The sequence below is a fragment of the Rouxiella silvae genome (genome assembly GCF_002093625.1).
Lineage (GTDB): Bacteria > Pseudomonadota > Gammaproteobacteria > Enterobacterales > Enterobacteriaceae > Rouxiella > Rouxiella silvae.
Map to the genome: position 1 here is coordinate 43,133 of NZ_MRWD01000006.1, position 20,891 is coordinate 64,023.

The window sequence follows — 20,891 nt, forward strand, 5'->3', positions numbered from 1 at the left end:
GGGTTCCCCTTAGCTGGATAAATTATTCAATTTCATACGCAGCATGGTTTGCAGCGTTTGAGATGGCTTGGAATCAAGGCCTTTACTGTATGCATCCCTGGCACCTTTGGCGTCGCCCTTCGCGAGAAGAACGTCACCACGGACCTCTTGTTGCATCGCCATCCAGCCGTCGCCCTTAACGTTGTCGAGGGTTTTCAGCGCGTCGTCCAACTTGTTTTCCTGCAGTTGAACGCGTGCGAGACGGTAATTAACCAGTGATAATAAGTTTTCGTCTTTAGAAAGCTGGGTCGCCTGCGTCAGTTGTTTTTCAGCATTCGCAAAATCCTTGGCCTGAACAAAATGGTCGGCCAACTGCAGCGCAGCAAAAACGCCATAGCTGTTGCTGTTGCTCTGGGCAAACTTCTCTAAATTGGCAACGCCTTCGGCTTTATTATCCGTCAATGCGGTGGATACCTGCTGGTATGAAGCAGAGGCTTCCGTTAAAGCAGTGTTCTGATGAACCTGCCAATAACGCCATCCACCTAAAGCAGCAATACCCAGCACGACGCCAATTGCCAGCGCTTTACCATTCTCGGTAAAGAAGCGGCGGACGGCATCAACCTGTTCGTTTTCAGTGGTATAGACTTCCACGTGGTCCTTCTCCTTAACCTAACATCGAGGCCAGACGCACAGCCAATTCGCTCTGCGCCAGCGTTTCTTGCTCACCACTTTGCAGATTCTTGATGACTACCTGCTGAGCCGCGACTTCGTCCTCACCTAATACCAGGGCGATACGCGCCCCCCATTTGTCGGCACGGGCAAACTGTTTTTTAAAGTTGCCACCGCCGTAGTTAGTCATCACTTTTAGCTCAGGTAGCGCGTCACGCAGCGTTTCAGCCAGTTGCATCGCCGCACCCTGCGTACCTGTACCAGATGAAATGACGTAAGCATCTACCGTAGCTGGCGCTTTGAAATCGGGATTCACGGCCTGAACCAGCAGAACCAGACGCTCAAGACCCATCGCAAAACCCACGGCAGGAGTCGCACGTCCACCCAGCTGTTCGACTAAACCGTCATAACGACCCCCACCGCAAACTGTACCCTGCGCGCCGAGGCTGGTCGTTACCCATTCGAATACGGTGCGGTTGTAGTAGTCCAAACCGCGCACAAGACGCTGATTAACCGTATATGGGATACCTGCAAGGCTTAAAAGTTCACACAGACCTGCAAAGTGTTCGCGAGATTCGTCATCGAGGTAATCAGCCAGCGCAGGCGCGCCGTTCAACAGCTCTTGAACCTCTGGACTTTTAGAGTCCAGAACGCGCAGCGGGTTGGTATACATGCGGCGTTTGGAGTCTTCGTCAAGCTTCTCGATGTGTTGCTCAAGGAAGGCAACCAGCGCATCGCGATAGTTCTTGCGCGCATCGAGAGAACCAATAGAGTTAAGCTCAAGTGACACGTGCTCGGCGATGCCCAGCTCACGCCACCAGCGGGCTGTCATCATGATAAGCTCGGCGTCAATATCAGGCCCTTGCAGACCAAATACTTCTACACCCAGCTGATTGAATTGACGATAGCGACCCTTCTGCGGGCGCTCGTAACGGAACATTGGCCCGATGTACCACAAACGCTGTTCCTGATTGTACAGCAGACCATGCTCGATGCCGGCGCGCACGCAGCCAGCGGTCCCTTCAGGACGCAGAGTCAGGCTCTCGCCGTTGCGGTCCTCAAAGGAGTACATTTCTTTTTCAACGACGTCGGTAACTTCACCAATCGCACGTTTAAATAACGGGGTCTGCTCTACAATCGGCATACGGATTTCACTGAAACCGTAGGTGCCGAGAACGCGTTTGAGCGTGCCTTCAATGCGCTGCCAGAGTGCAGTGTCTGCAGGCAGATAATCGTTCATGCCGCGAATGGCCTGGAGGTTCTTTGCCACGTCAGTTCTCTATATTTTTTATAAAAATGAACCCGATTATAGGTGTTTTCTATCCTGAGGTTCAATGCGGATAGGTCAACACTTCATATCGGGTTCAGTTTAATTCGGCCCAAAGGGCAGGCGCGCCGCAATTGCAGCGCGAGCTCAGGTTACTTTTCGAGATGATTAATAACAATGCGCTTACTTTGATCCATCACGGCCGCTTTGGCCCGGATCTTGGCTTCAAGCTGGTCGATCATCTGCTCATTGTCGAATCTTTCTCTTTGACGAACGCCGTCTTCATAGAAGCCGCTCTTGTTATGACCACCGGTTACACCCATAGTTGACACCAGCGCTTCACCCGGGCCGTTAACAACGCAGCCAATGATAGAGATGTCCATCGGGGTAATAATGTCTTCGAGACGCTGCTCAAGGGCATTTACGGTGCCGATAACGTCAAATTCCTGACGCGAACAGGTTGGACAGGCGATAAAGTTGATACCACGAGCGCGAATACGCAGCGACTTGAGGATATCAAACCCAACTTTCACCTCTTCAACGGGATCGGCGGCCAAAGAGATGCGCAGCGTATCGCCAATCCCTTCAGAAAGCAGCAGGCCAAGGCCAATCGCTGATTTTACCGAGCCAGCGCGCAGACCACCCGCTTCGGTAATACCGAGATGCAGAGGCTGCACGATTTGCTTGGCCAGCAGTCGATAAGACTCGACTGCCAGGAACACGTCCGAAGCTTTCACACTCACCTTGAACTGATCAAAGTTGAGTCGGTCGAGAATATCTACGTGACGCATTGCGGATTCAAACAGGGCCTGCGGCGTAGGTTCGCCGTATTTTTCCTGGAGATCTTTTTCCAGAGACCCGCCGTTTACCCCAATACGAATAGGAATGTTTTTATCGCGCGCGCAGTCAACGACCGAGCGAATACGCGACTCATTACCAATATTGCCCGGATTGATACGCAGGCAGTCAACGCCGTACTCGGCAACCTGAAGCGCGATGCGGTAGTCGAAATGGATATCGGCAACCAGTGGTACGTTAACCTGCTGTTTAATCAGCTTAAAGGCTTCAGCAGCGTCCATGGTAGGCACTGAAACACGAACAATATCTACACCAACGCGCTCAAGAGCTTTGATCTGAGCAACGGTTGCGGCGACATCGGTGGTGCGGGTGTTGGTCATTGACTGCACCGCGATAGGTGCGCCATCACCGACAGGCACCTTGCCGACGTAAATCCGAGTTGATTTGCGACGGGTAATGGGTGCTTGGCTATGCATGTATACTCTTCTCCATTGTTACCAGTGTCTTGACCCCGCTTTTCACCTGAAAAACGGGGTCAACGTAGGCTGCTAAATTATTCAGCAGCCAGAGTCAGACGAGCAACACGGCTTGATTTTACAAAACGGCTTAGGTCTACAGGCTTGCCTTGATATTGAATGTCAACCGCACCAGGTGCGCCGATTTTCAATTTATAAGGAGCCTTGCCTTTCAGACTCAATTTCTCTCCCCCTTTCTTAATGCCACTGAACAATGTTTTGCCCGTAGCATCGTCAATCTGCAACCAGCAGTCTGACTTAAAGGTCATGTTAACAGCGTCTGCATCTGTTGCAGCGTTGCTAGCCTGAGCATCACCGGTTGGCAATGTAGAAGAAGGATTCTCAGCCGCAGTCGGCTGGCTTGTAGATACCGCAGCAGGTGCCTGGTTCTGCGCAGCAGCTCCCGCGTTTGCGGCGGTATCTGGCGTAGTATTCAGCGGCACCGAATTTTGCGCCGGTGTTGTACCGGTATTGGTCGGTTCAACGGGCTGAGCTGCGGTTTGTGAAGATGCTTCACCCGTGCTCAAAGGAATAGACTGTCCCTGAGCATTGTCTTGGTTCAGCTGAGCGGTTGATTGATCTGCCATATTGGCAATCTCTTGCTGCTGTGCCTGATGGTTTTGCCACCACCATGCGCAGGTCAGACCGAGAACAACGAAAACTATCAGCCAGGTAAAGCCCATTAGCCAGCCGTCGCGCTTTTTGCGTGACTTGCGTAATGAAACACCTTGCATCGACGCCACTCTTGGCACGTTGATAGGCGCTTGCTTGCCGATTAATGTCGCCAGTTCCTCTTCAGGAACGTGAACAAGTTTTGCGTAAGAACGGATGTAACCGCGTAAGAAAGTCGGTGCCAAATCGGCAGGCGTACTTCCTTCTTCAATTTGGCGAATAGTGGAAACCTTCAGGCAAAGGCGTTCTGCCACAGCCTGATGGCTGAGTCCCAACTGTTCACGAGCTTGACGCAGGCGCTCGCCCGCTGTCACTTTAGTGCTTTTATCTTGAGTGGCTTCAGTATTCATTAGCTAAGAACTGCTGGTACTGTTGGGATTGTGGAAAGTTCCGCGCAAGCTGCTTTCCATAGCGTTGAACGCTGTCTGGATTGCCTGCTAACGCCGCGAAACGAATTTGTAACATAAGACTGTCAGCGCTGGCTGGCAGAACATGTTGATAAACATCCAGTAAAACTTGCGCCTCGGCGCGTTTACCTTCTTTAAACTGTCTGTTGGCTTCAGTAATCAGCGGTGCACCTTTGTCGGGATCGTGTTTCAGGGCCCGGCTCAATAACACTTTTGCTTCATCGTTCTGATTAGCCTTCAGAAAACAGTAGCCCGCATTTTCCAAACTGTCAGCTACCGGACCGGAATCTGGCAAACTAGCAGCGGCGCTAAACTGCTGTTGTGACGGTACATACTGCCCTAAACTACACAAAAACGCACCGTAATTATTCAGGACAGTCGCATTTTGAGGGGCAAGCTTAAACGCTTGCTGGTAGCGACTTTCGGCGGCATTGGCATTGCCGTTTTTTTGCTCGTACAAAGCCATTCCCAACTGGTTGCGATAATCCTGAGGAGCCGTATCAACTGCCTGTTGAAGATTGGACTTTGCCGCAGGCATGTTGCCCTGCGACAGGAAGTTCATGCCAATCTGAAGCTGCGTTTGCGGTGCACCCGTTACGGCCTCAGCCGGGGGTTGCTTCGAGCTGGAACAGGCTGCCAGTAGACAAACTGCCACACTCGCCGTGAAAAAACCTTTCCACTGCCACTGCACTCTCGCCATACTTAAATCCTTTTACCCGCTACCGATAAGAAGACAAACGCAAGCTATCACCCACTACGAAAAAAATTTAGACTGATTTGACCATTATGGACTCACCGGCCATTTTTTTCTTCAAAGTACGCTTGGTGCGGTCAATAACTTCACCGGCAAGCTGGCCGCAGGCGGCATCAATATCATCACCACGCGTTTTACGCACGATAACGGTAAAACCATAGTCCATCAGAACTTTGGAAAAACGGTCGATGCGGCTGTTTGAACTGCGTCCGTAAGGAGCACCCGGGAAGGGGTTCCATGGGATCAAGTTGATTTTACACGGCGTATCTTTAAGCCTTTCAGCCAGTTCGTGCGCATGTTCGGTGCCATCGTTGATATGGTCAAGCATCACGTATTCAACGGTTACGCGGCCCTGATTGGCGTTCGACTTGCTCAAATAACGGTTTACCGAAGCCAGGAAGGCGTCGATGTTATATTTGCGGTTAATGGGCACTATTTCATCGCGAATGGCGTCGTTTGGCGCATGCAAAGAAATGGCCAACGCCACGTCAATCATATCGCCGAGCTTATCGAGTGCAGGCACAACACCTGAGGTGGAAAGCGTCACGCGGCGTTTTGAAAGACCGAAACCAAAGTCGTCGAGCATGATTTCCATCGCGGGAACGACGTTGTTCAGGTTGAGCAAAGGCTCTCCCATGCCCATCATCACCACGTTGGTAATAGGACGTGTGCCGGCAATTTTTGCCGCACCAATAATTTTCGCGGCGCGCCAAACCTGACCAATGATTTCAGAAACGCGCAGGTTGCGGTTAAAACCCTGCTGTGCGGTTGAACAGAAGGTACATTCCAGCGCGCAGCCTACCTGTGAAGACACACACAGCGTAGCGCGGTCGCCGTCAGGAATATAAACCGTCTCAACCTGCTGATTGCCAACCTGAATAGCCCATTTGATGGTGCCATCGGCAGAGCGTTGTTCAACCGCCACTTCGGGCGCGCGAATTTCAGCAACGCTGGCAAGTTTATTACGCAGCGTTTTGTTGATATCGGTCATATCTTCGAAATCATCGCTGCAATAATGGTACATCCACTTCATAACCTGATCCGCACGGAACGGCTTTTCACCCATTTTGATGAAAAACTCGCGCATTTGTTTGCGGTTCAAATCCAGAAGGTTAATTTTGGCGCTTACCGGTGCCGCAGACTTTTCGGCCATTTCGGCTTTGGCTGCATTTTCGGCACGGATAACGTTCAGGGAGTCGATCTCGGTCGAACTGAGAACGGGGATATCTAATTCAATAGTATTGGACATGCTATGTTGGCCTCGTTGTTACACGTTATGGCTCGAAGGAAGTGTGGGGATAATCTCCCACCGATGCTTATTGCTCAAACCAGTAAAATAATGAAACGCCCCAAGAGCAGGACTCTTGGGGCGCAACATTGTACAAATTTTAAGGCGGGGTGGCTATGAATGAAAGTCCGTTAATACAAATTTATTGTATCTGCGGATGATCCCTCTTCGGCGACCCAACGCCAAACTTCTTATTAACGCGCGCAGATTTCGCTTTCGTCGAAGAAGTAAGCGATTTCGCGCTGTGCAGACTCAACCGCGTCAGAACCGTGAACGGCGTTTGCAGTGAAGCTGTCAGCGAAATCAGCACGCAGAGTACCAGCCAGAGCGTTGTCTGGGTTGGTTGCGCCCATGATGTCACGGTTACGCTGAACGGCATTTTCGCCTTCCAGAACCTGAACAACAACTGGACCTGAAGTCATGAACTCAACCAGACCGTCGAAGAATGGACGACCTTTGTGCTCAGCGTAGAAGCCTTCAGCTTTTTCTTTGCTCAGACGGATCATTTTAGAAGCGATAATCTGGAAACCAGCACGTTCGAAACGCGCGGTGATAGCGCCGATGTCGTTGTTAGCTACGGAGTTTGGCTTGATGATAGAAAAAGTACGTTCGATAGTCATAAAAAACCTCTGTCTGACTTTATAGGTTGTGCAGGTCGATAAAATGTTAACACTGCCGGAAAATGGCGCCGATTATAGGCGGCGAAGTAACGCTTGCCTACAGGAATAACAACATTTGATTAAAAAAATGTGTCACTGATTCACTTTGTGGCGCAAAACGCCCATTTTCGATAAAGAATTTCACCTATCGACAGTGAAATCGAGGGTGCTGACCTGACTGCTCTCATCCAGCACGCTGAGTTGATAGTGTCCCGGCTGGCTCAGCGTGGTCTGAAAAGTACGGTTTGATCCCGCCGTTTCGACCTGTTCACCGTTAAGAAACCACCAGCGCTGCCCTGCACCGCCCTGCGATTCAATGCGCAAGTCGAGGCTGTTTTTTCCAGGTAACGGTTTTAAAATCGCATTCTGGCGTACGCCAATAAGCAGCAGCGGGCTTATTGCAGGCTTGCTCAACGGTGGACAAACCGTGTCCGGGGTCGGTAATCGCTGGTTGCGACGCTCACTTTGCGGCAACCAAGGTTCCAGTGGCAAAGGCCATAGCGCAACCTGCACAGAGTGAGAGTCAGGACAGTTGGCCGCCACCTGTTTGCCCTGAGAATTCGTCCAAAGAGTGACTAAACTGCCGCCCTGCAACTCCTGCCCGGGAGCTGCCAAGGTGGGTGGCAGAGTACCGTCCAGCGTCCAGCTTTGCCGCTGTTGACGACAGTTTGCATCACCGGCCTCTAGCGATTGTCCACCAGGCCAACACAATGTGGAAATTCCCACAGAAGCGGGCCGAGGGTCGGTAACCGCCATATGCGCGTTAAAACGTGCTGAGGTGATTAATAAATTATTAACCTGATTAAGAATGGGCACTGCCGTGGCATAACCGAACTGCCCGGCAACCGGCGTGGCATCAGGCCTACCGACCCATACACCAATGATATAGCCAGGATTTACCCCCATTGCCCAAGCATCACGATAGCCATAACTTGTGCCGGTTTTCCACGCCAGTGGCACCGTGCCAGGCAATGAATCATCCGGCTGAGGCAGCGCCTGTCCGCCCAAAATGCGTCGAATGATCCAGGCGGCACCGGGTGAAAGCAGCCTGCGTTGTTGAAGATGCTGCTCTGGCTCAAACCGCAGTTTGGCGACATTGCCGCCGCGAGCCAGCGCGCTGTAGGCCTCCGTTAACTGATCAAGTCGTGAGCCGGTTCCGCCAAGAATAACAGCAAGACTGGGATCACTTGCGTTCGGGAAGCGCAGAGGTATCCCAGCATTACGCAAATTGGCAGTAAAACGTTTGGGTCCGTAGGCGTCGAGCAGTTGCACGGCCGGTAAGTTCAATGAGCGCACCAATGCTTCGCTGGCGCTAACCGGTCCGTGAAAACCGGTATCAAAATTGCCCGGCCGATAATCGCCGAAGCGCCTCGGCACATCCTGCAGCAGCGACTCGGCGCTGATTAATCCATCGTCGAGTGCTAGACCGTATAAAAAAGGTTTTAAGGTCGATCCCGGCGATCGCCACGCACTGACGGTATCGACCTGACCAAAACGGGCATCGTCATTAAAATCGACAGAACCAATATAGGCTTTAACTGCCATGGTCGAGCTTTCAACCACCAGCACGCCCATCGATGTTTTTGGTGGTAGCTGGTGCTTCCAACCCGTGGCCAACGCCTCCAGCTGCCGTTGCAGGGTGGCGTCTAACGTCGTTGTCACCACTGAGCGTTTATTATTCGCCGTCAACCTTCGAGCCAGCAGAGGGGCAAGCTGAGGCACCTGGCGCGGTGCCAGCCAGATAGACTCCTGACGGATTTCATCTACCCGTTTTTGTGACCAAACGTGATACTCGGCCAAACGCGCCAATACTTTGTCTCTGGCCGCTTTTGCCCGCTCGGGAAATCTGTCGGGACGCAGGTGGCTGGGCGCCTGCGGAAGTACGGCGAGAAGTGCTGCCTCACCCGGCGTTAACTCAGAAGGCGGTTTGCCTAAATAAGTCCAGCTTGCCGCAGCGATACCTTGCAGTGTGCCGCCGTAGGGCGCGCGATTAAGGTAAATTTCGAGTATCTGCTTTTTGGACAACGTCCATTCAAGCTGAAAGGTGCGAGCGATTTGTCGTAGCTTGCCGGTAAACGTACGTGGATGAGGGTCAATAAGCCGTGCAACCTGCATTGACAGCGTGCTGCCTCCGGAAACAATGCCTCCGCTATGCAGATTTTGCCAAGTTGCACGCAGCAGCGAGAGCGGATTAATTCCTGGGTGATCCCAATACCAGCGGTCTTCGTAGGTCAGCAGCGCCTCAAGATAGTAGGGAGAAACCTGCTCCAGTTTGACCGGATAACGCCACACGCCTTGGGCGTCGGCGTAGCGCCAAAGTGGCGTACCGTCCTGCGCGGTTACCACACGAGCCACTGGAAGCGCCTTTAAGGGTAAAGGCCACAGGCGGTTTGCCGCCCACAGCAAAACGCCGCCGCCCAATATCAGTAACAGGAAAAAACGCGCCATTCGCACCCAAAAAATGGACCGCGCCCCGCCTCGCCACGTCATGACCAGACGGCTACCGCATTAGTGCACATTCATCCGCCCCGGCGTAGCGCCCGTTGCGCGCCATGCAGGCACATACATTGATTCAACCTGAGGCGCAGGAACCGCGTAGCTACCCGGGGTTACCGCGCGCGCCAAATACAACAGCGCAACGTGGCGATATCCGTCAACGTTAACGGCCGCAACATAGCGGTCATCGCGGAACTCCTGATGTTTAATATCAGCCTGTTGCATATCACTCATCAGCGCGGTCAACCCGCTGGCAGCCTCACCTAAGCTGGCGCTGCTATCGGCTAGGTTCTGATTTTCAAGCTCTAGTCCGGCAGGGAGTAGATCGACCACCAACGCATCAGGTACGTGTGCGTCAGCCCAAACATCGAGATGCACCACCACCAGATCACCACTTTTCAGTGAAGCCAGCGACAGAGGGTTGCCGTCCATACCGATGTAGTTGCGTTTTATATGCAGCACATTTCCACTTTCGGCCGGCGCCTGCAGCGGATAACCGGTAATATCAAATCGGGTATAGACGGCCGCATCGCCGGTATTTTTCAATACCACCGGCTGCTGCAGCTGCGTGGCCTTTAAGACCTGAGTCATAGCCGATGTGCCTGACAGCGGCTGTGTCTGGCCGTCAAGCGTAACCTGCCACGGCGTTTCTGCACTGTTAATCAAACTGCGCCCGGCCATAAACAGTGCGTTGCTTTCCTGCGTCGACAGCCAGCGCTGACCGTTGAGATTGTCTGAAAGTGACAGCAGCAGTTTGTCTCGCGCATCCGGCAACAGGTTATTTTCGGTCAGCAACGAGAGGATTAAAGCGTTATCACGCAGTGAACTGCCATAATCCTCAAGCCAGTAGTTTTTCTCTGGCCGCGTTTTATTGAGTCCCTCATTAATTGCCGCCTGCGAGCGCGGCATGTCGCCCATCATCTTCAGTGCAATACCAAGCTGAACCAGCGGCAGGCCAGACTGCGCCGCGCTGCGTTTTTCATACAACTGGCGCAAGGCACCCAGCGGAGCCTGCTGCTGAGCGGCAAGTACCAGCCCCGCATAAGCCTGAACCGCAAACCGCGTGCTGTCTGGCTGCGTGCTGTAGCGAATGTCAATTTGATTCGGGTCTTGCAAATAGCGCTGCAAACGCTTGTTAGCCTTATCGATTCCATCCGTCGAAACGCTGTAACCCTGCTGTGAAGCGCGCAGCAGGAAATCGGTAGCATAGGCTGTAAGCCAATACTCCTCGGGACTGTCTTTACTCCATAAACCGAAACCGCCGTTTTCTTTTTGCATGCTAAACAGTCGGTCGATACCGATATCAATGCTGTGGCGGCGCGCATCATCGGTTGATGTTTTAATTCCCATCGCGGCCAATTGAGCACGGCTGATATATAACGAAGGATAAAGCCCGCTAACCGTTTGCTCCAGACAGCCATACGGATAGGCCAGCAGCTCGGCAATATAGCGGGCAAGATTAAGTGGCGGTTTACTGCTGAGCAGTAATCTCCCCTCCAGCGTATCGGACGCAAGCTGTTGGTTTGCATCTGGCGGAAGCTGCCACTGCTCCCCCGCGTGCAGTACAGTGCCAAAGTTACGCGTCAATGCAGGAAACGCGGGCCTTACGCCAATCGACCAACTGCGCTGATAGTCTGGAAGTTTTTCATTCGGCAGCTGCATACCGCTCAGGGTAATGCTCACCTGACCGGCACCAAATCCTTGCTGTGCTTTTACCGGTATTGCCAGCGTTTTACGCTCGCCCTGCGCCAGGCCAAGGCTTTGCTGGGCAGCATCACCGCCGAGTTGGATTAAACCCGAGGTTTTCAGGTCAAGCCTGAGCGTCTGCGCGGCCCCCGATAGATTGGTAACGTCAAGCGCCATCATCGCCGTGTCACCGTTGGCCATAAAGCGCGGCGTCGCCAGGTCAACAATCACCGGTGCGGCAACCACGACTTTGGCCTCAGCGCTGCCAAAGTCTTCGTCACTCCAGCCCTGCGCCATTAAACGCAGTTCACCGTTAAAATCGGGTATCGGGATCTGCACTTCACCTTCGCCGTTGTCATCGAGCACCACCGGTTGGGCCTGCTGCGCCACGATAGTCACTTCAGTGACTGGCTTCTGACCACCGCGAGAAAGGGGGTCTTCATCACCGTCCCCTCCGAAACTTAAGCTGGCCAAGCGCCCTTTTCCCTCAATCAGATGACCATAAACGTCATATTGGTCGACGCCGTAGCGCTTGCGACCGAGAAATGCCTCGTAAGGATCGGGCGTTTTGAATTGAGTAATCGACAGCACGCCAGCATCCACGGCGGAGAGCAGTAAATTAATACGATGCGGCACCGCTTTTCCCTCTACGGCTGCTTTTACTTTCACGGTCAGCATTTGATTCGGACGAATTTTTTGTGGCGCTGCTAATTGAAGATTCAGTTTTCGACCTTCAGTAACCAGCGGCAAATGCAGCAGCCCGACGGCACGCTTCGGCGTCGATTGACGTTTTTTATCACCAGGGCGCAGCACCAAGACACTGAAATAGAGATCGTGTCGACGCCATTCGCTGTTTATCGGAACATCAACATCAATACCGGCCTCTGGCACATCAATTTCCTGCCACCACAGTGGACCTTCGCTGGACTCGACAAGCAAATAACCTTTACCCGCTGCCGGTGCCTGAATATGAATTTTTGCCCGCTCGCCGGGCTGATAGGCAGGCTTGTCGAGTTTTAACTTCACTTGGTCAGGGCGTACCGCATCGGTTCCGTCGGTATTATCCTGCCAGCTGTAGCCCGCCCAGAAACGCAGGCTGCTAATTTGATGACTTTGCGGGTCTTCCACCTCTATACGGTAGGCACCAAACTCAACGGGGAAGCTGACTTTAGCAGAACCGTCGGCAGCAATATCAATCTGTTGGCGCGCGATCGCCAAGTCTTTTTTATCATAAAGCGATTGCCAACCGTCGCTTTCTGACCACTGCCAGTAATAGTCGCGACGCTCACGTACCAGCCGAACCTCTAGCCCTTTTACCGCCATTTTTTGTCCGGCGGCATTGGCAAACACAATATCAAAATCGGCTTGGCTGTTTTCATTAACCATTGCCTGAGACACCGTTTTATCAGTGCGGTAATCGTAAACATCCTGTTTTTGGAACAGTGGACGAATACCCGGCAGTGTTTCAGCAGGCCACACGGCCTGACTCACGCGGCGGGTTACCGGTCGACCACCGGACTCCAGCAAACTGGCCTGCAAAATTACGGTCAGCGGCGAGTGAACGTCGCCCCAGCTATTTTCAATGCTGACCTCACCTTTGCCCTCTTCGTCCAATGTCTGGTCAATGTCGCTTAACGTTCTTGAGAGATTTTCTTCATTAATGACCCCAAACTCATAGTCAGGTAAAGCCGGAACCGCCTGACGTAGCGGCCTTAAATAGACTTGTCCCTGTAAACGGTTGCCCGCCGCTGGTGCGCCATACAGATACCGGCCCGTTACGTTGAAATCCACAGCGGCATCTATAGCGAGCGGTGCCTTACTGCCGTTTAGGTCGAGCGCCATACGCTCGGGTAGAAAGTCTTCGACTTTGAATTCGTAATAGCGGAGTTGGTTATCGCCCAGGTTAACACTGACCTTCCAGTCGCCGGTGGGTGCCTGATCGGGAATAGCATACTGGTATTGGTAGAGGCCATTTTGTGGCTGCCACATAAAGGTTCGTGCCACCTGGCCGTCAGGTTTGATCACCTGCGTTTTCACTGGCTGGGTGGCCACTGTTTTACCGTCAGCATCACGCAGCAGCGCATTGAGCAACAGCGTTTCACCCGGACGATATAAATCTCGCGGACCAAAGACAAACAGCGTTTTGTTATACCCCTGCGGACCGGCAATATCGAATTCGGCGAGATCCAAAGCCGGTTCAGTCAGATTTATCAGACTGGTTTCTCCGCCGTGCTGAGCTAACAGCAGCGCGGCTTTCGGGTCTTTGGTGAAGCGTGCGTGGCCTTGCGCGTCGGTTTTCCCTTGCGACAGCGTCCGACCTTTATTATCAAGCAGCAGCAGGTCAATATCCGCCAGCGGCGTACCGGCCTCTAATCCTTGGGTATAAATGTCATACTGCTGGCTGAAACTGTGCAGCGATACGCCAATATCACTGAGGGTAAACAGCGTGGCCGGATTGGTGTAACTGTAGTGACCTGCCTGCTGCATCACAGCAAGATAAACACCCGGCTGCTTGAGCGTTTCAATTGCGCCCAGCGGCAACAGCAAATGTTCACGAGTATTAAGCTGTGGATTAAGTGCAAAGCGGCCGGTGTAAACTAAATCGGCCCGTTTTAACAGTGTGTCAGACTCCCAGGATGAGAGCGCACTGCGCGACTGCCAGTCGGCTAAAAATTCCGGCAATGCCTCGCTTTTAATTCTGAAAAAGTTAACGTCTACATTGTTGATATTCAATGCAATAACCGGCAGACCTTCGGCAAGACGCGTTGGCAGCAGTGAGCCTTTACTGGCAAAACCGACGCTAGGCTCAATGTTACGCGTGGTGATATTTTTTTGCTGTTCGCCGCCCAACTGCGCGCCATTAACGGCCTTAATACCCGCATCAACGGTGAGTACCAGCTTGCGGTCGGGCAACAAATGGCGAAAACGCAGTTCAGTCAGGCTGTCTGAAAGCTCCCAGGCACCGTCAGGCGTACCACTTTTGGTATCAACCAAATGCACCAGAGAAGAGAATTTTTGATCAGGATCGAGTGGCACAGAAAAGGTTAGCACCAAGGCGCTGGCGCCGTCGAGCTGAAGCTCTGAGGCATCGAGCAGCGAAAGAGGCTGTCCGGCACTCTTTTTAGCGAGAGCTTCACGCTGTTGGCCGGTGAGACTGGCCGTGGGATGAGTGGGCTGCACCATCGCCGTCGGGGCCGACGTTTTTTCAGCGGATGGGGTCTGTGCGGCGGATTTAGGTGCTGGGTCTGTAGGTTTAGGGTTATCGCAGCCGTTAAGCCAAAGCACGGCCATTGCCAGCATCACTGCCTGCCAGCGCTTCCCCACCCTGCTCACTCCCGAGCATATCGACTCACGCATTTCCTTCTCCCTGATGATTATTGAAATGATGCAAACCGCCTCAATGACGATGAACATGCGCCAGAGCGGGGTGAAATACAACCACATGCTTTGAAAAATTGCGTTACCGCAAGACGTAAAAATACACCAGAAGACATTTTTTGCCAGAGTGATTGGAATCCATCTCGCAAAAGATAACTTGGAAAGTAAACAAATTGACGATTTGTAAAAATATAGATAAATTGTCAATCATGAAAAAAATGACGCCAGACCTCCCGTCCAACCAAACTTTGCTAAACCAGCTTGAGCAGATAGCTCAAGGCATCGGCGCAACTTTTGCGCCCTTTTGCGAAGTCGTGGTTCACGACCTGCTCGACCCCAAACACTCTATATTGTCGATTCACAATAATCTTTCGGGCCGCCAGGTAGGCTCACCCACCACAGAGCTAGGTCTGGCGCGCATTGCCGACCCTGACTATCCGCAGGTCATCGCCAATTATGCGAATCGCTTTGCCGATGGTCGTCGAGCAAAAAGCACTTCAGTTGGCATTAAGGATGAACAGGGGCGCTATGTTGCAGCGCTGTGCATGAATGTCGATCTCAACCTTTTCGGACAAATGCAAAGCATGCTGGCGCAGTTCTGCCAGATGGATAATGTAGAAATCAAAGAAACGCTGGACCCCGCCAACGCAGAAACTATCCGCGAGCATATCGACAAGTTTTCGGCCAGTCGCTCCAAGGCACCGCAGGCGCTTAAACCCGAGGATCGTCGGGCCCTGCTTGCCGAGCTAAAACAAGCGGGTTATTTAGAGGTTCGCAAGGCTTTCAGCACGATTGCCCAGCACTTGGGCGTATCGAGGGCAACGCTGTATAACGACGTAAAATCCTGATTAATCGCCGTGCGCCTACTCGCACTCGCCGCCATTGTGTTACTGAATCACAGAGGAAAAAATGATCACACTGCCTACTTATGATGATGTTGTGGCTGCCGCAAATAGAATTGAAGGCTTTGCTCACAAAACGCCGGTGATGCAATCAAGCATCCTCAATCACGCACTTGGGGCAGAAATTTTCTTCAAATGTGAAAACCTACAGCGCATGGGGGCGTTCAAATTTCGTGGGGCTTTTAACTCACTGGCACAGCTTGATGAAGCCCAGCGCAAAAGAGGCGTTATTGCCTTCTCCTCTGGAAATCATGCACAGGGCATTGCGCTTTCGGCCTCGCTATTAGGTATTCCCGCCACCATCGTGATGCCGCAGGATGCGCCCAAGGCCAAGCGCGCAGCCACTGAGGGATACGGCGCCACCGTGGTGGAATACGACCGTTACACCCAGGACCGAGAAGCTATAACCTTAGCGCTGGCCGAGAAACACGGTTACGCAGTGGTACCAGCCTATGATTATGCGCCGGTGATAGCCGGACAGGGTACGGCGGTGAAAGAGTTGATTGAAGAGGTTGGTGAACTGGATGCGCTGTTTATCCCTTTAGGCGGCGGCGGGCTGCTTGCTGGCTCTGCGCTGGCGGCTCGTGCGCTGTCTCCGAACTGCAAAATCTATGGTGTTGAACCCGAAGCCGGTAACGATGGCCAACAGTCACTGCGCAGCGGTTCAATCGTCACCATCAGCACGCCAAAAACCATTGCCGACGGTGCCCAAACTTCGGCGCTTGGCCACCATACGTTTGCGATAATCCAGCGTGACGTCACAGACATTCTTACCGCGACGGATGAACAGCTAGTTGAAAGCATGGCCTTTTTCGCCTCCAGAATGAAACTGGTCGTTGAGCCTACGGGCTGTCTTGGCCTGGCCGCAGTTAGAGCCTTGGCATCGTCGCTTAAAGGTAAACGCATCGGCGTTCTCATTAGCGGCGGCAATGTTGATCTCGATAACTTTAGCCGCCTGCTTGCGGCGCATGCCAATGCGGGCGGCCATATATTATGAGATTTATTTCAGCGGCCCAATGCCTTTCGATTGTCACCCACAAGTTGGCATTCGATGCGATAAAAACCGCCCTTATTGCCGTCGCCTCTCCCCAAAGCACGCTGTTTCCGGTGTTGGTCGGCCACGGTTCAGATACCACTACCCGCTTTGGCGTGAAGTCGGCCACTCAGTCGCTAACAGAACCGCTAAGTGGATTAAAAATTGGCACCTACTGGCCGAAAAACAGTGAAAGAGGACTGCCGTGCCACAATTCTTATATTTTGCTGCTTAATGACCAAACGGGTGAGCTTCAAACAGTCATAGACGGGGGTAAGGTCAACGCCTACCGCACTGCCGCTGCCGATGCGGTGGCCGCCACTGTGCTTGCGCGTGCGGAGTCTGCGCAGTTGGCAATATTTGGCGCAGGCCATCAGGCCTATTACGAAGTTGATGCCCTGCTCGAGCGCTTTCCGATTACCTCAGTACATATTGTGAATCGCGACCCACAAAAAGCTGAAAACTTACGCCAATATTTGCTCACAAAAGGCGTAAACGCCACGCTGAGCGAGGCAGAAACAGCCTGTAAAGCGGCCGATATTATCGTTACCGCTACCGGCTCTACGTCGGCTCTGTTTCAGGCTGATTGGATAAAGCCCGGCACTCACATCGCCAGTATGGGGTCCGATGCCAAGGGCAAGCAGGAGCTGCCTCCCGAACTGTTTACCCGGGCTCGTCTGTTTGCCGATTTGCCCGAACAGTCGTGCACTATTGGTGAGTTTCAGCATATTAGCACGCTGCGTGAAGCGCCAAATATCACCGTCACGGCTATCGGTGAGGTGATTTTGGAGCAATCAGAGGGAAGAGTGAACGCGAGTGATATCACGATTTTCGACAGTTCAGGCGTTGCGCTCCAGGATTTATATATTGCCGCCGCAATCGTTGCCGAACTGGACGGCGTCGGTGCTTAATAAAACTTATTGCACTCGCGATGATGAACACAACTTTTCAGGTTACTGATATGAAAGATAAAAACCAAATTTCCGCGGCGAGCATTCTCGAACGAGAAACGCCTTTTCTCCTGCTAAACCGCGATAAGCTTGAACGCAATGTCGCCCGCCTGCGCGAGCACACTGACCGGCTGGGCGTCCCTCTACGGCCACATCTTAAAACGGTTAAATCCGTTGAGGCCGCGCGTTTGATCCTCACTAACGGAAAGGGTCCAGCAACCGTTTCAACGCTGAAGGAGGCTGAAGTTTTTTCTGCCGCCGGATGCAAAGACCTGATTTACGCCGTGGGCATCGCGCCTCAAAAACTGGCAAGAGTTATCGCTCTGCTCAACAACGGCACTGACATCAGCGTCATTTTAGACAGTCTTGAACAAGCCCGTGCCGTGGTCGAAGCATCACGTCAATCAGGGGTAAAAATTCCGGCTTTAATCGAAATCGACAGTGATGGCCACCGCAGCGGCGTGGTTCCCGGTGATAACTTACTGATTGAGATTGGTAAAATTTTGCATAATGAAGGCGCTGAGCTGCGCGGCATTATTACCCACGCCGGTGAGTCGTATCACTGCAAAAGTATGCAGGCTCATCAGGCAATGGCAGAAAAAGAACGTGCCGCCGCCGTAGCCTGCGCCGAAGCCCTGCGTGCCGCCGGATTACCCAGCCCGGTAGTGAGCGTTGGATCTACGCCCACGGCGCATTTTAGTCAGGACTTGACCGGTGTAACTGAAGTTCGTGCGGGAGTATTTACCCTTTTTGACCTGGTTATGACCGGCGCTGGCGTTTGCCACACAGCAGATATTGCGCTGTCGGTGGTGGCCACGGTGATTGGCCACCAGCGGCAAAAAGGCTGGATCATGGTTGACGCCGGTTGGATGGCGATGTCGCGTGACCGTGGCACCGCATCACAGGCGGTAGATCAGCGCTACGGCATTGTCTGTGACATGTCGGGTGAGCCGCTGGGAGATTTGGTAATGATTGATGTCAATCAGGAGCACGGAATCTTGGCACTAAGAGCGGGAAGTCAGCAAACGCTGCCAGACTTGCCCTATGGCAGCCGGGTAAGAATACTGCCCAATCATGCCTGCGCCACGGTAAGTCAGCATGCGGAGTTTGTCGTCGTAAGGGACCGCAGCGAAAAAATTGAAGCACAGTGGCCAATTATTCACGGCTGGTAACGAGTCAAACATGTAAAAAAGGCCGCAAAAGCGGCCCTTGGTTTAACGCATCGAAAGTTTAATACATCGAATTCAGAAACAAGCGGCTCACGCCTCTGCGACTAGGCTTTCCCAGATGAAGGAATAATATTACGCAGCCAACTGCCCCACTTGCGCTGATAAAAAGGCTGAGTGTGGCTGATCAAATAATGGCTTAGCCCCCTTTCCTTCTCGTTGACGATGCAAAAATCGACCGGCTTATCATCGGGCGACGTTTCACTGGCCACGTTTCCGGCTTCACGGATCAGGGCATCGATTTCTGCATCCGTGCCGTCGGCTTCGATCCCCACCAGCAGATTTGGCTCAGGATCCACGGTTTTGTCGTGGATCAGCGCCAAAAATGCGCGGCGAACCGGCTTTTTCTGGCTGAACAGCGTGGTCAAAGCGTCAACCATCGCCGAAGGATACTCCTCCGGTTGGCCAATCAGCAGCTGACTTTCGGCGTCCAGCACCAGCTCGGTGGGTAAAGCAAGGCCACCGGTATTAAGCAGCATGGTGATTTCGCTGGGATAAAGCTCTTTGCCAAACTCGGACTTCGGATTGAGAAACAGCTCTTCACCCTGTGTCATCTCAAACAAAACGCGCGATGGAAGAGCAACAAATGACTGCTCGTCCTCACTCTCCCCCGCGGCGGCCCGCTCCAGCACTTCAACAGAAGAGAAGAAAGGAATAATCGAGCTGCCGTCCTGCTTTTCCCAATGCAGTAAATTCAGTTCGCTACCGGCGGTTATTTCCTTCAGATTGTCGGCGTTTTGCTGGCCGGCATCGCCTAAAACCCAGACCGTAGATTCGAGCAACGCCTGATAAAATGCCGGGCGATAGGCTGCTTGCGTCACTGAAAGACGCAGCAAACGCTCAAGCTCATTCTCATCCTGCTGCGGTGCAGCAGGAATATCATGCGGAACGCTCATGCTTATTTCGCTTTTGCTAACAACAGGTTAGCCACGGTGCGAACGCCAACACCGGTGGCACCGGCAGACCATTGGTCAGCGGCACTTTTGCGGTAGGTAGCAGAGCAGTCGATGTGCAGCCAGCCCTTTTTGTAGTCTTTCACAAAATGAGACAGGAATGCAGCGGCCGTGCTGGCACCCGCGCCGTAGGCTGGGCCTGCAATGTTATTCAACTCTGCAAAGTTGGAAGGCAGTTGGCTACGGTGGAACTCGGCCAGCGGCAAGCGCCAGAAAGGCTCATGCTCGGCGGCGGCGCTGGTCAGCAGCTCGGCGGCCAGTGCATCGTCAAAGCTGAACAGTGCATGGTAGTCATTACCCAATGCGGTTTTAGCCGCGCCGGTCAACGTGGCAGCATCAATCAGTAATTCAGGATGGTGTTTTGCAGCGTCGATCAGGCCGTCGGCCAGCACTAAGCGGCCCTCGGCGTCGGTGTTCATGACTTCAACGGTTTTACCGTTGCGATAACGGATAATATCACCAAGTTTCAATGCGTTGCCGCTTACCATATTGTCTGCACAGCACAGATAAAGCTTAACGCGCTTGTTTAATCCCCCTGCGGCAGCTAATGCCAGGGCACCGGTCAGAGTGGCTGCACCGCCCATATCGGCCTTCATGGAATCCATTGAGGCGCTGGGTTTAAGGCTATAACCGCCGGTATCGAAGGTAATACCTTTGCCGACCAGACAGGCAAATACCGGTGCATCAGGATTCCCGGTTGGATTGTAGTCGAGTGACAGCAATACCGGTGGGCGATCGGAGCCGCGACCCACGGTGTAGAGGCCGTTATACTCTTTTTCGCGCAGCTCATCGCCTTTGGTAATACGGTAAGTGATGGAATCGCCATACTCACACAGTAAATCGACAGCGCTGCGAGCCAGTTTTTCTGGGCTCAAGTCTTCTGCCGGCTTATTAATGGTGTCACGAACCCAGTCAATGATTTTCAGGCGCTGTTGCAGCACCTTGGCGTCAGTTTCTGACAACTCCGCCCATTCAACGCTGCGGGTGCCTTTCGGGCCGCGGAAGCCTTGCCAGAATGCCCAGCTGTTTTCGAGACTCCAGCCTTCGCCAGCCAGTTTAACCTTCTTCACGCCCTGTCCGTCGATGCGGCGCCCGGCGCGTGAAATGGAAGACAACGTATCTTCAGCCGAAAAATGAATGGTAATACCCGCAGAATCCGTGCTCAGCAGGGCTTTTTCACCCCAGCGCGCGTCGGCCGATTTTGAAGACAGCAGGACGGGCATTACATCGGTAGTCGTAGCTTCGGTGGTCATTAAAAC

15 protein-coding genes are annotated in these 20,891 nt (G+C 52.9%); 4 read left to right on the forward strand and 11 right to left on the reverse strand.

Annotated elements, in window-relative coordinates; translation table 11 throughout:
* Positions 1–9: 9 nt before the first annotated feature.
* The 9 genes from BS639_RS03955 to BS639_RS03995 all read right to left on the reverse strand — a co-directional run bounded on the left by BS639_RS03955 (position 10) and on the right by BS639_RS03995 (position 14,547).
* Positions 10–630, reverse strand: a complete 621-nt coding sequence (locus BS639_RS03955; RefSeq protein ID WP_055781510.1) for a YfgM family protein — start codon at positions 628–630, stop codon at positions 10–12.
* Positions 631–643: 13 nt separating this feature from the next.
* The gene (gene hisS, locus BS639_RS03960) at positions 644–1,918 is read right to left on the reverse strand and encodes a histidine--tRNA ligase (protein WP_055781507.1); all 1,275 of its coding nucleotides are present in this window, start codon (positions 1,916–1,918) and stop codon (positions 644–646) included.
* Between the two features lie 149 nt (positions 1,919–2,067).
* Entirely contained in the window at positions 2,068–3,189 is a 1,122-nt protein-coding gene (gene ispG, locus BS639_RS03965; protein WP_055781504.1) for a flavodoxin-dependent (E)-4-hydroxy-3-methylbut-2-enyl-diphosphate synthase, read from the reverse strand.
* A 77-nt stretch (positions 3,190–3,266) separates the two neighbouring features.
* Positions 3,267–4,250 (reverse strand): cytoskeleton protein RodZ, encoded by a 984-nt coding sequence (gene rodZ / locus BS639_RS03970; protein ID WP_055781500.1) that lies wholly within the window; start codon positions 4,248–4,250, stop codon positions 3,267–3,269.
* The gene (gene pilW, locus BS639_RS03975; protein ID WP_084982317.1) at positions 4,240–5,007 is read right to left on the reverse strand and encodes a type IV pilus biogenesis/stability protein PilW; all 768 of its coding nucleotides are present in this window, start codon (positions 5,005–5,007) and stop codon (positions 4,240–4,242) included. Before pilW ends, rodZ begins: the two co-directional genes overlap by 11 nt.
* A gap of 67 nt (positions 5,008–5,074) precedes the next feature.
* On the reverse strand, positions 5,075–6,214 hold the full coding sequence (locus BS639_RS03980; RefSeq protein ID WP_055782096.1) for a bifunctional tRNA (adenosine(37)-C2)-methyltransferase TrmG/ribosomal RNA large subunit methyltransferase RlmN: 1,140 nt from the start codon (positions 6,212–6,214) through the stop codon (positions 5,075–5,077).
* Between the two features lie 329 nt (positions 6,215–6,543).
* The gene (ndk, locus tag BS639_RS03985) at positions 6,544–6,969 is read right to left on the reverse strand and encodes a nucleoside-diphosphate kinase (protein WP_009638953.1); all 426 of its coding nucleotides are present in this window, start codon (positions 6,967–6,969) and stop codon (positions 6,544–6,546) included.
* 180 nt (positions 6,970–7,149) lie between these two features.
* Positions 7,150–9,456 carry a peptidoglycan glycosyltransferase PbpC gene (gene pbpC, locus BS639_RS03990; protein WP_233427616.1) on the reverse strand — a complete coding sequence of 769 codons (2,307 nt, stop codon included), beginning with the start codon at positions 9,454–9,456 and terminating at the stop codon, positions 7,150–7,152.
* A gap of 60 nt (positions 9,457–9,516) precedes the next feature.
* On the reverse strand, positions 9,517–14,547 hold the full coding sequence (locus tag BS639_RS03995; protein ID WP_084982319.1) for an alpha-2-macroglobulin family protein: 5,031 nt from the start codon (positions 14,545–14,547) through the stop codon (positions 9,517–9,519).
* 230 nt (positions 14,548–14,777) lie between these two features.
* Here BS639_RS03995 and BS639_RS04000 point away from each other — a divergent pair, with 230 nt between their 5' ends.
* The 4 genes from BS639_RS04000 (at position 14,778) to BS639_RS04015 (ending at position 18,625) form a co-directional block, all read left to right on the forward strand.
* The gene (locus tag BS639_RS04000) at positions 14,778–15,416 is read left to right on the forward strand and encodes a helix-turn-helix transcriptional regulator (protein WP_139804035.1); all 639 of its coding nucleotides are present in this window, start codon (positions 14,778–14,780) and stop codon (positions 15,414–15,416) included.
* 61 nt (positions 15,417–15,477) lie between these two features.
* The gene (locus BS639_RS04005; protein ID WP_055781486.1) at positions 15,478–16,467 is read left to right on the forward strand and encodes a threo-3-hydroxy-L-aspartate ammonia-lyase; all 990 of its coding nucleotides are present in this window, start codon (positions 15,478–15,480) and stop codon (positions 16,465–16,467) included.
* The gene (locus BS639_RS04010) at positions 16,464–17,414 is read left to right on the forward strand and encodes an ornithine cyclodeaminase family protein (protein ID WP_055781484.1); all 951 of its coding nucleotides are present in this window, start codon (positions 16,464–16,466) and stop codon (positions 17,412–17,414) included. The genes BS639_RS04005 and BS639_RS04010 overlap by 4 nt, the downstream gene beginning before the upstream one ends.
* Before the next feature lie 50 nt (positions 17,415–17,464).
* The gene (locus BS639_RS04015; RefSeq protein ID WP_084982320.1) at positions 17,465–18,625 is read left to right on the forward strand and encodes a DSD1 family PLP-dependent enzyme; all 1,161 of its coding nucleotides are present in this window, start codon (positions 17,465–17,467) and stop codon (positions 18,623–18,625) included.
* A 101-nt stretch (positions 18,626–18,726) separates the two neighbouring features.
* On the opposite strand, the gene sseB is transcribed toward BS639_RS04015, so the two are convergent.
* Both sseB and pepB read right to left on the reverse strand, forming a co-directional pair.
* Entirely contained in the window at positions 18,727–19,575 is an 849-nt protein-coding gene (gene sseB, locus BS639_RS04020) for an enhanced serine sensitivity protein SseB (RefSeq protein ID WP_084982321.1), read from the reverse strand.
* A 2-nt stretch (positions 19,576–19,577) separates the two neighbouring features.
* The gene (pepB, locus tag BS639_RS04025; protein WP_084982322.1) at positions 19,578–20,885 is read right to left on the reverse strand and encodes an aminopeptidase PepB; all 1,308 of its coding nucleotides are present in this window, start codon (positions 20,883–20,885) and stop codon (positions 19,578–19,580) included.
* Positions 20,886–20,891: the final 6 nt, after the last annotated feature.

Coding starts and splice junctions, on each gene's coding strand:
- ispG (WP_055781504.1), bottom strand. CDS start 3,189: ATGCATAGCCAAGCACCCATTACCCGTCGCAAATCAACTCGGATTTAC.
- rodZ (WP_055781500.1), bottom strand. CDS start 4,250: ATGAATACTGAAGCCACTCAAGATAAAAGCACTAAAGTGACAGCGGGC.
- pilW (WP_084982317.1), bottom strand. CDS start 5,007: ATGGCGAGAGTGCAGTGGCAGTGGAAAGGTTTTTTCACGGCGAGTGTG.
- BS639_RS03980 (WP_055782096.1), bottom strand. CDS start 6,214: ATGGCCGAAAAGTCTGCGGCACCGGTAAGCGCCAAAATTAACCTTCTG.
- ndk (WP_009638953.1), bottom strand. CDS start 6,969: ATGACTATCGAACGTACTTTTTCTATCATCAAGCCAAACTCCGTAGCT.
- pbpC (WP_233427616.1), bottom strand. CDS start 9,456: ATGGCGCGTTTTTTCCTGTTACTGATATTGGGCGGCGGCGTTTTGCTG.
- BS639_RS03995 (WP_084982319.1), bottom strand. CDS start 14,547: ATGCGTGAGTCGATATGCTCGGGAGTGAGCAGGGTGGGGAAGCGCTGG.
- BS639_RS04000 (WP_139804035.1), top strand. CDS start 14,778: ATGAAAAAAATGACGCCAGACCTCCCGTCCAACCAAACTTTGCTAAAC.
- BS639_RS04005 (WP_055781486.1), top strand. CDS start 15,478: ATGATCACACTGCCTACTTATGATGATGTTGTGGCTGCCGCAAATAGA.
- BS639_RS04010 (WP_055781484.1), top strand. CDS start 16,464: ATGAGATTTATTTCAGCGGCCCAATGCCTTTCGATTGTCACCCACAAG.
- BS639_RS04015 (WP_084982320.1), top strand. CDS start 17,465: ATGAAAGATAAAAACCAAATTTCCGCGGCGAGCATTCTCGAACGAGAA.
- sseB (WP_084982321.1), bottom strand. CDS start 19,575: ATGAGCGTTCCGCATGATATTCCTGCTGCACCGCAGCAGGATGAGAAT.
- pepB (WP_084982322.1), bottom strand. CDS start 20,885: ATGACCACCGAAGCTACGACTACCGATGTAATGCCCGTCCTGCTGTCT.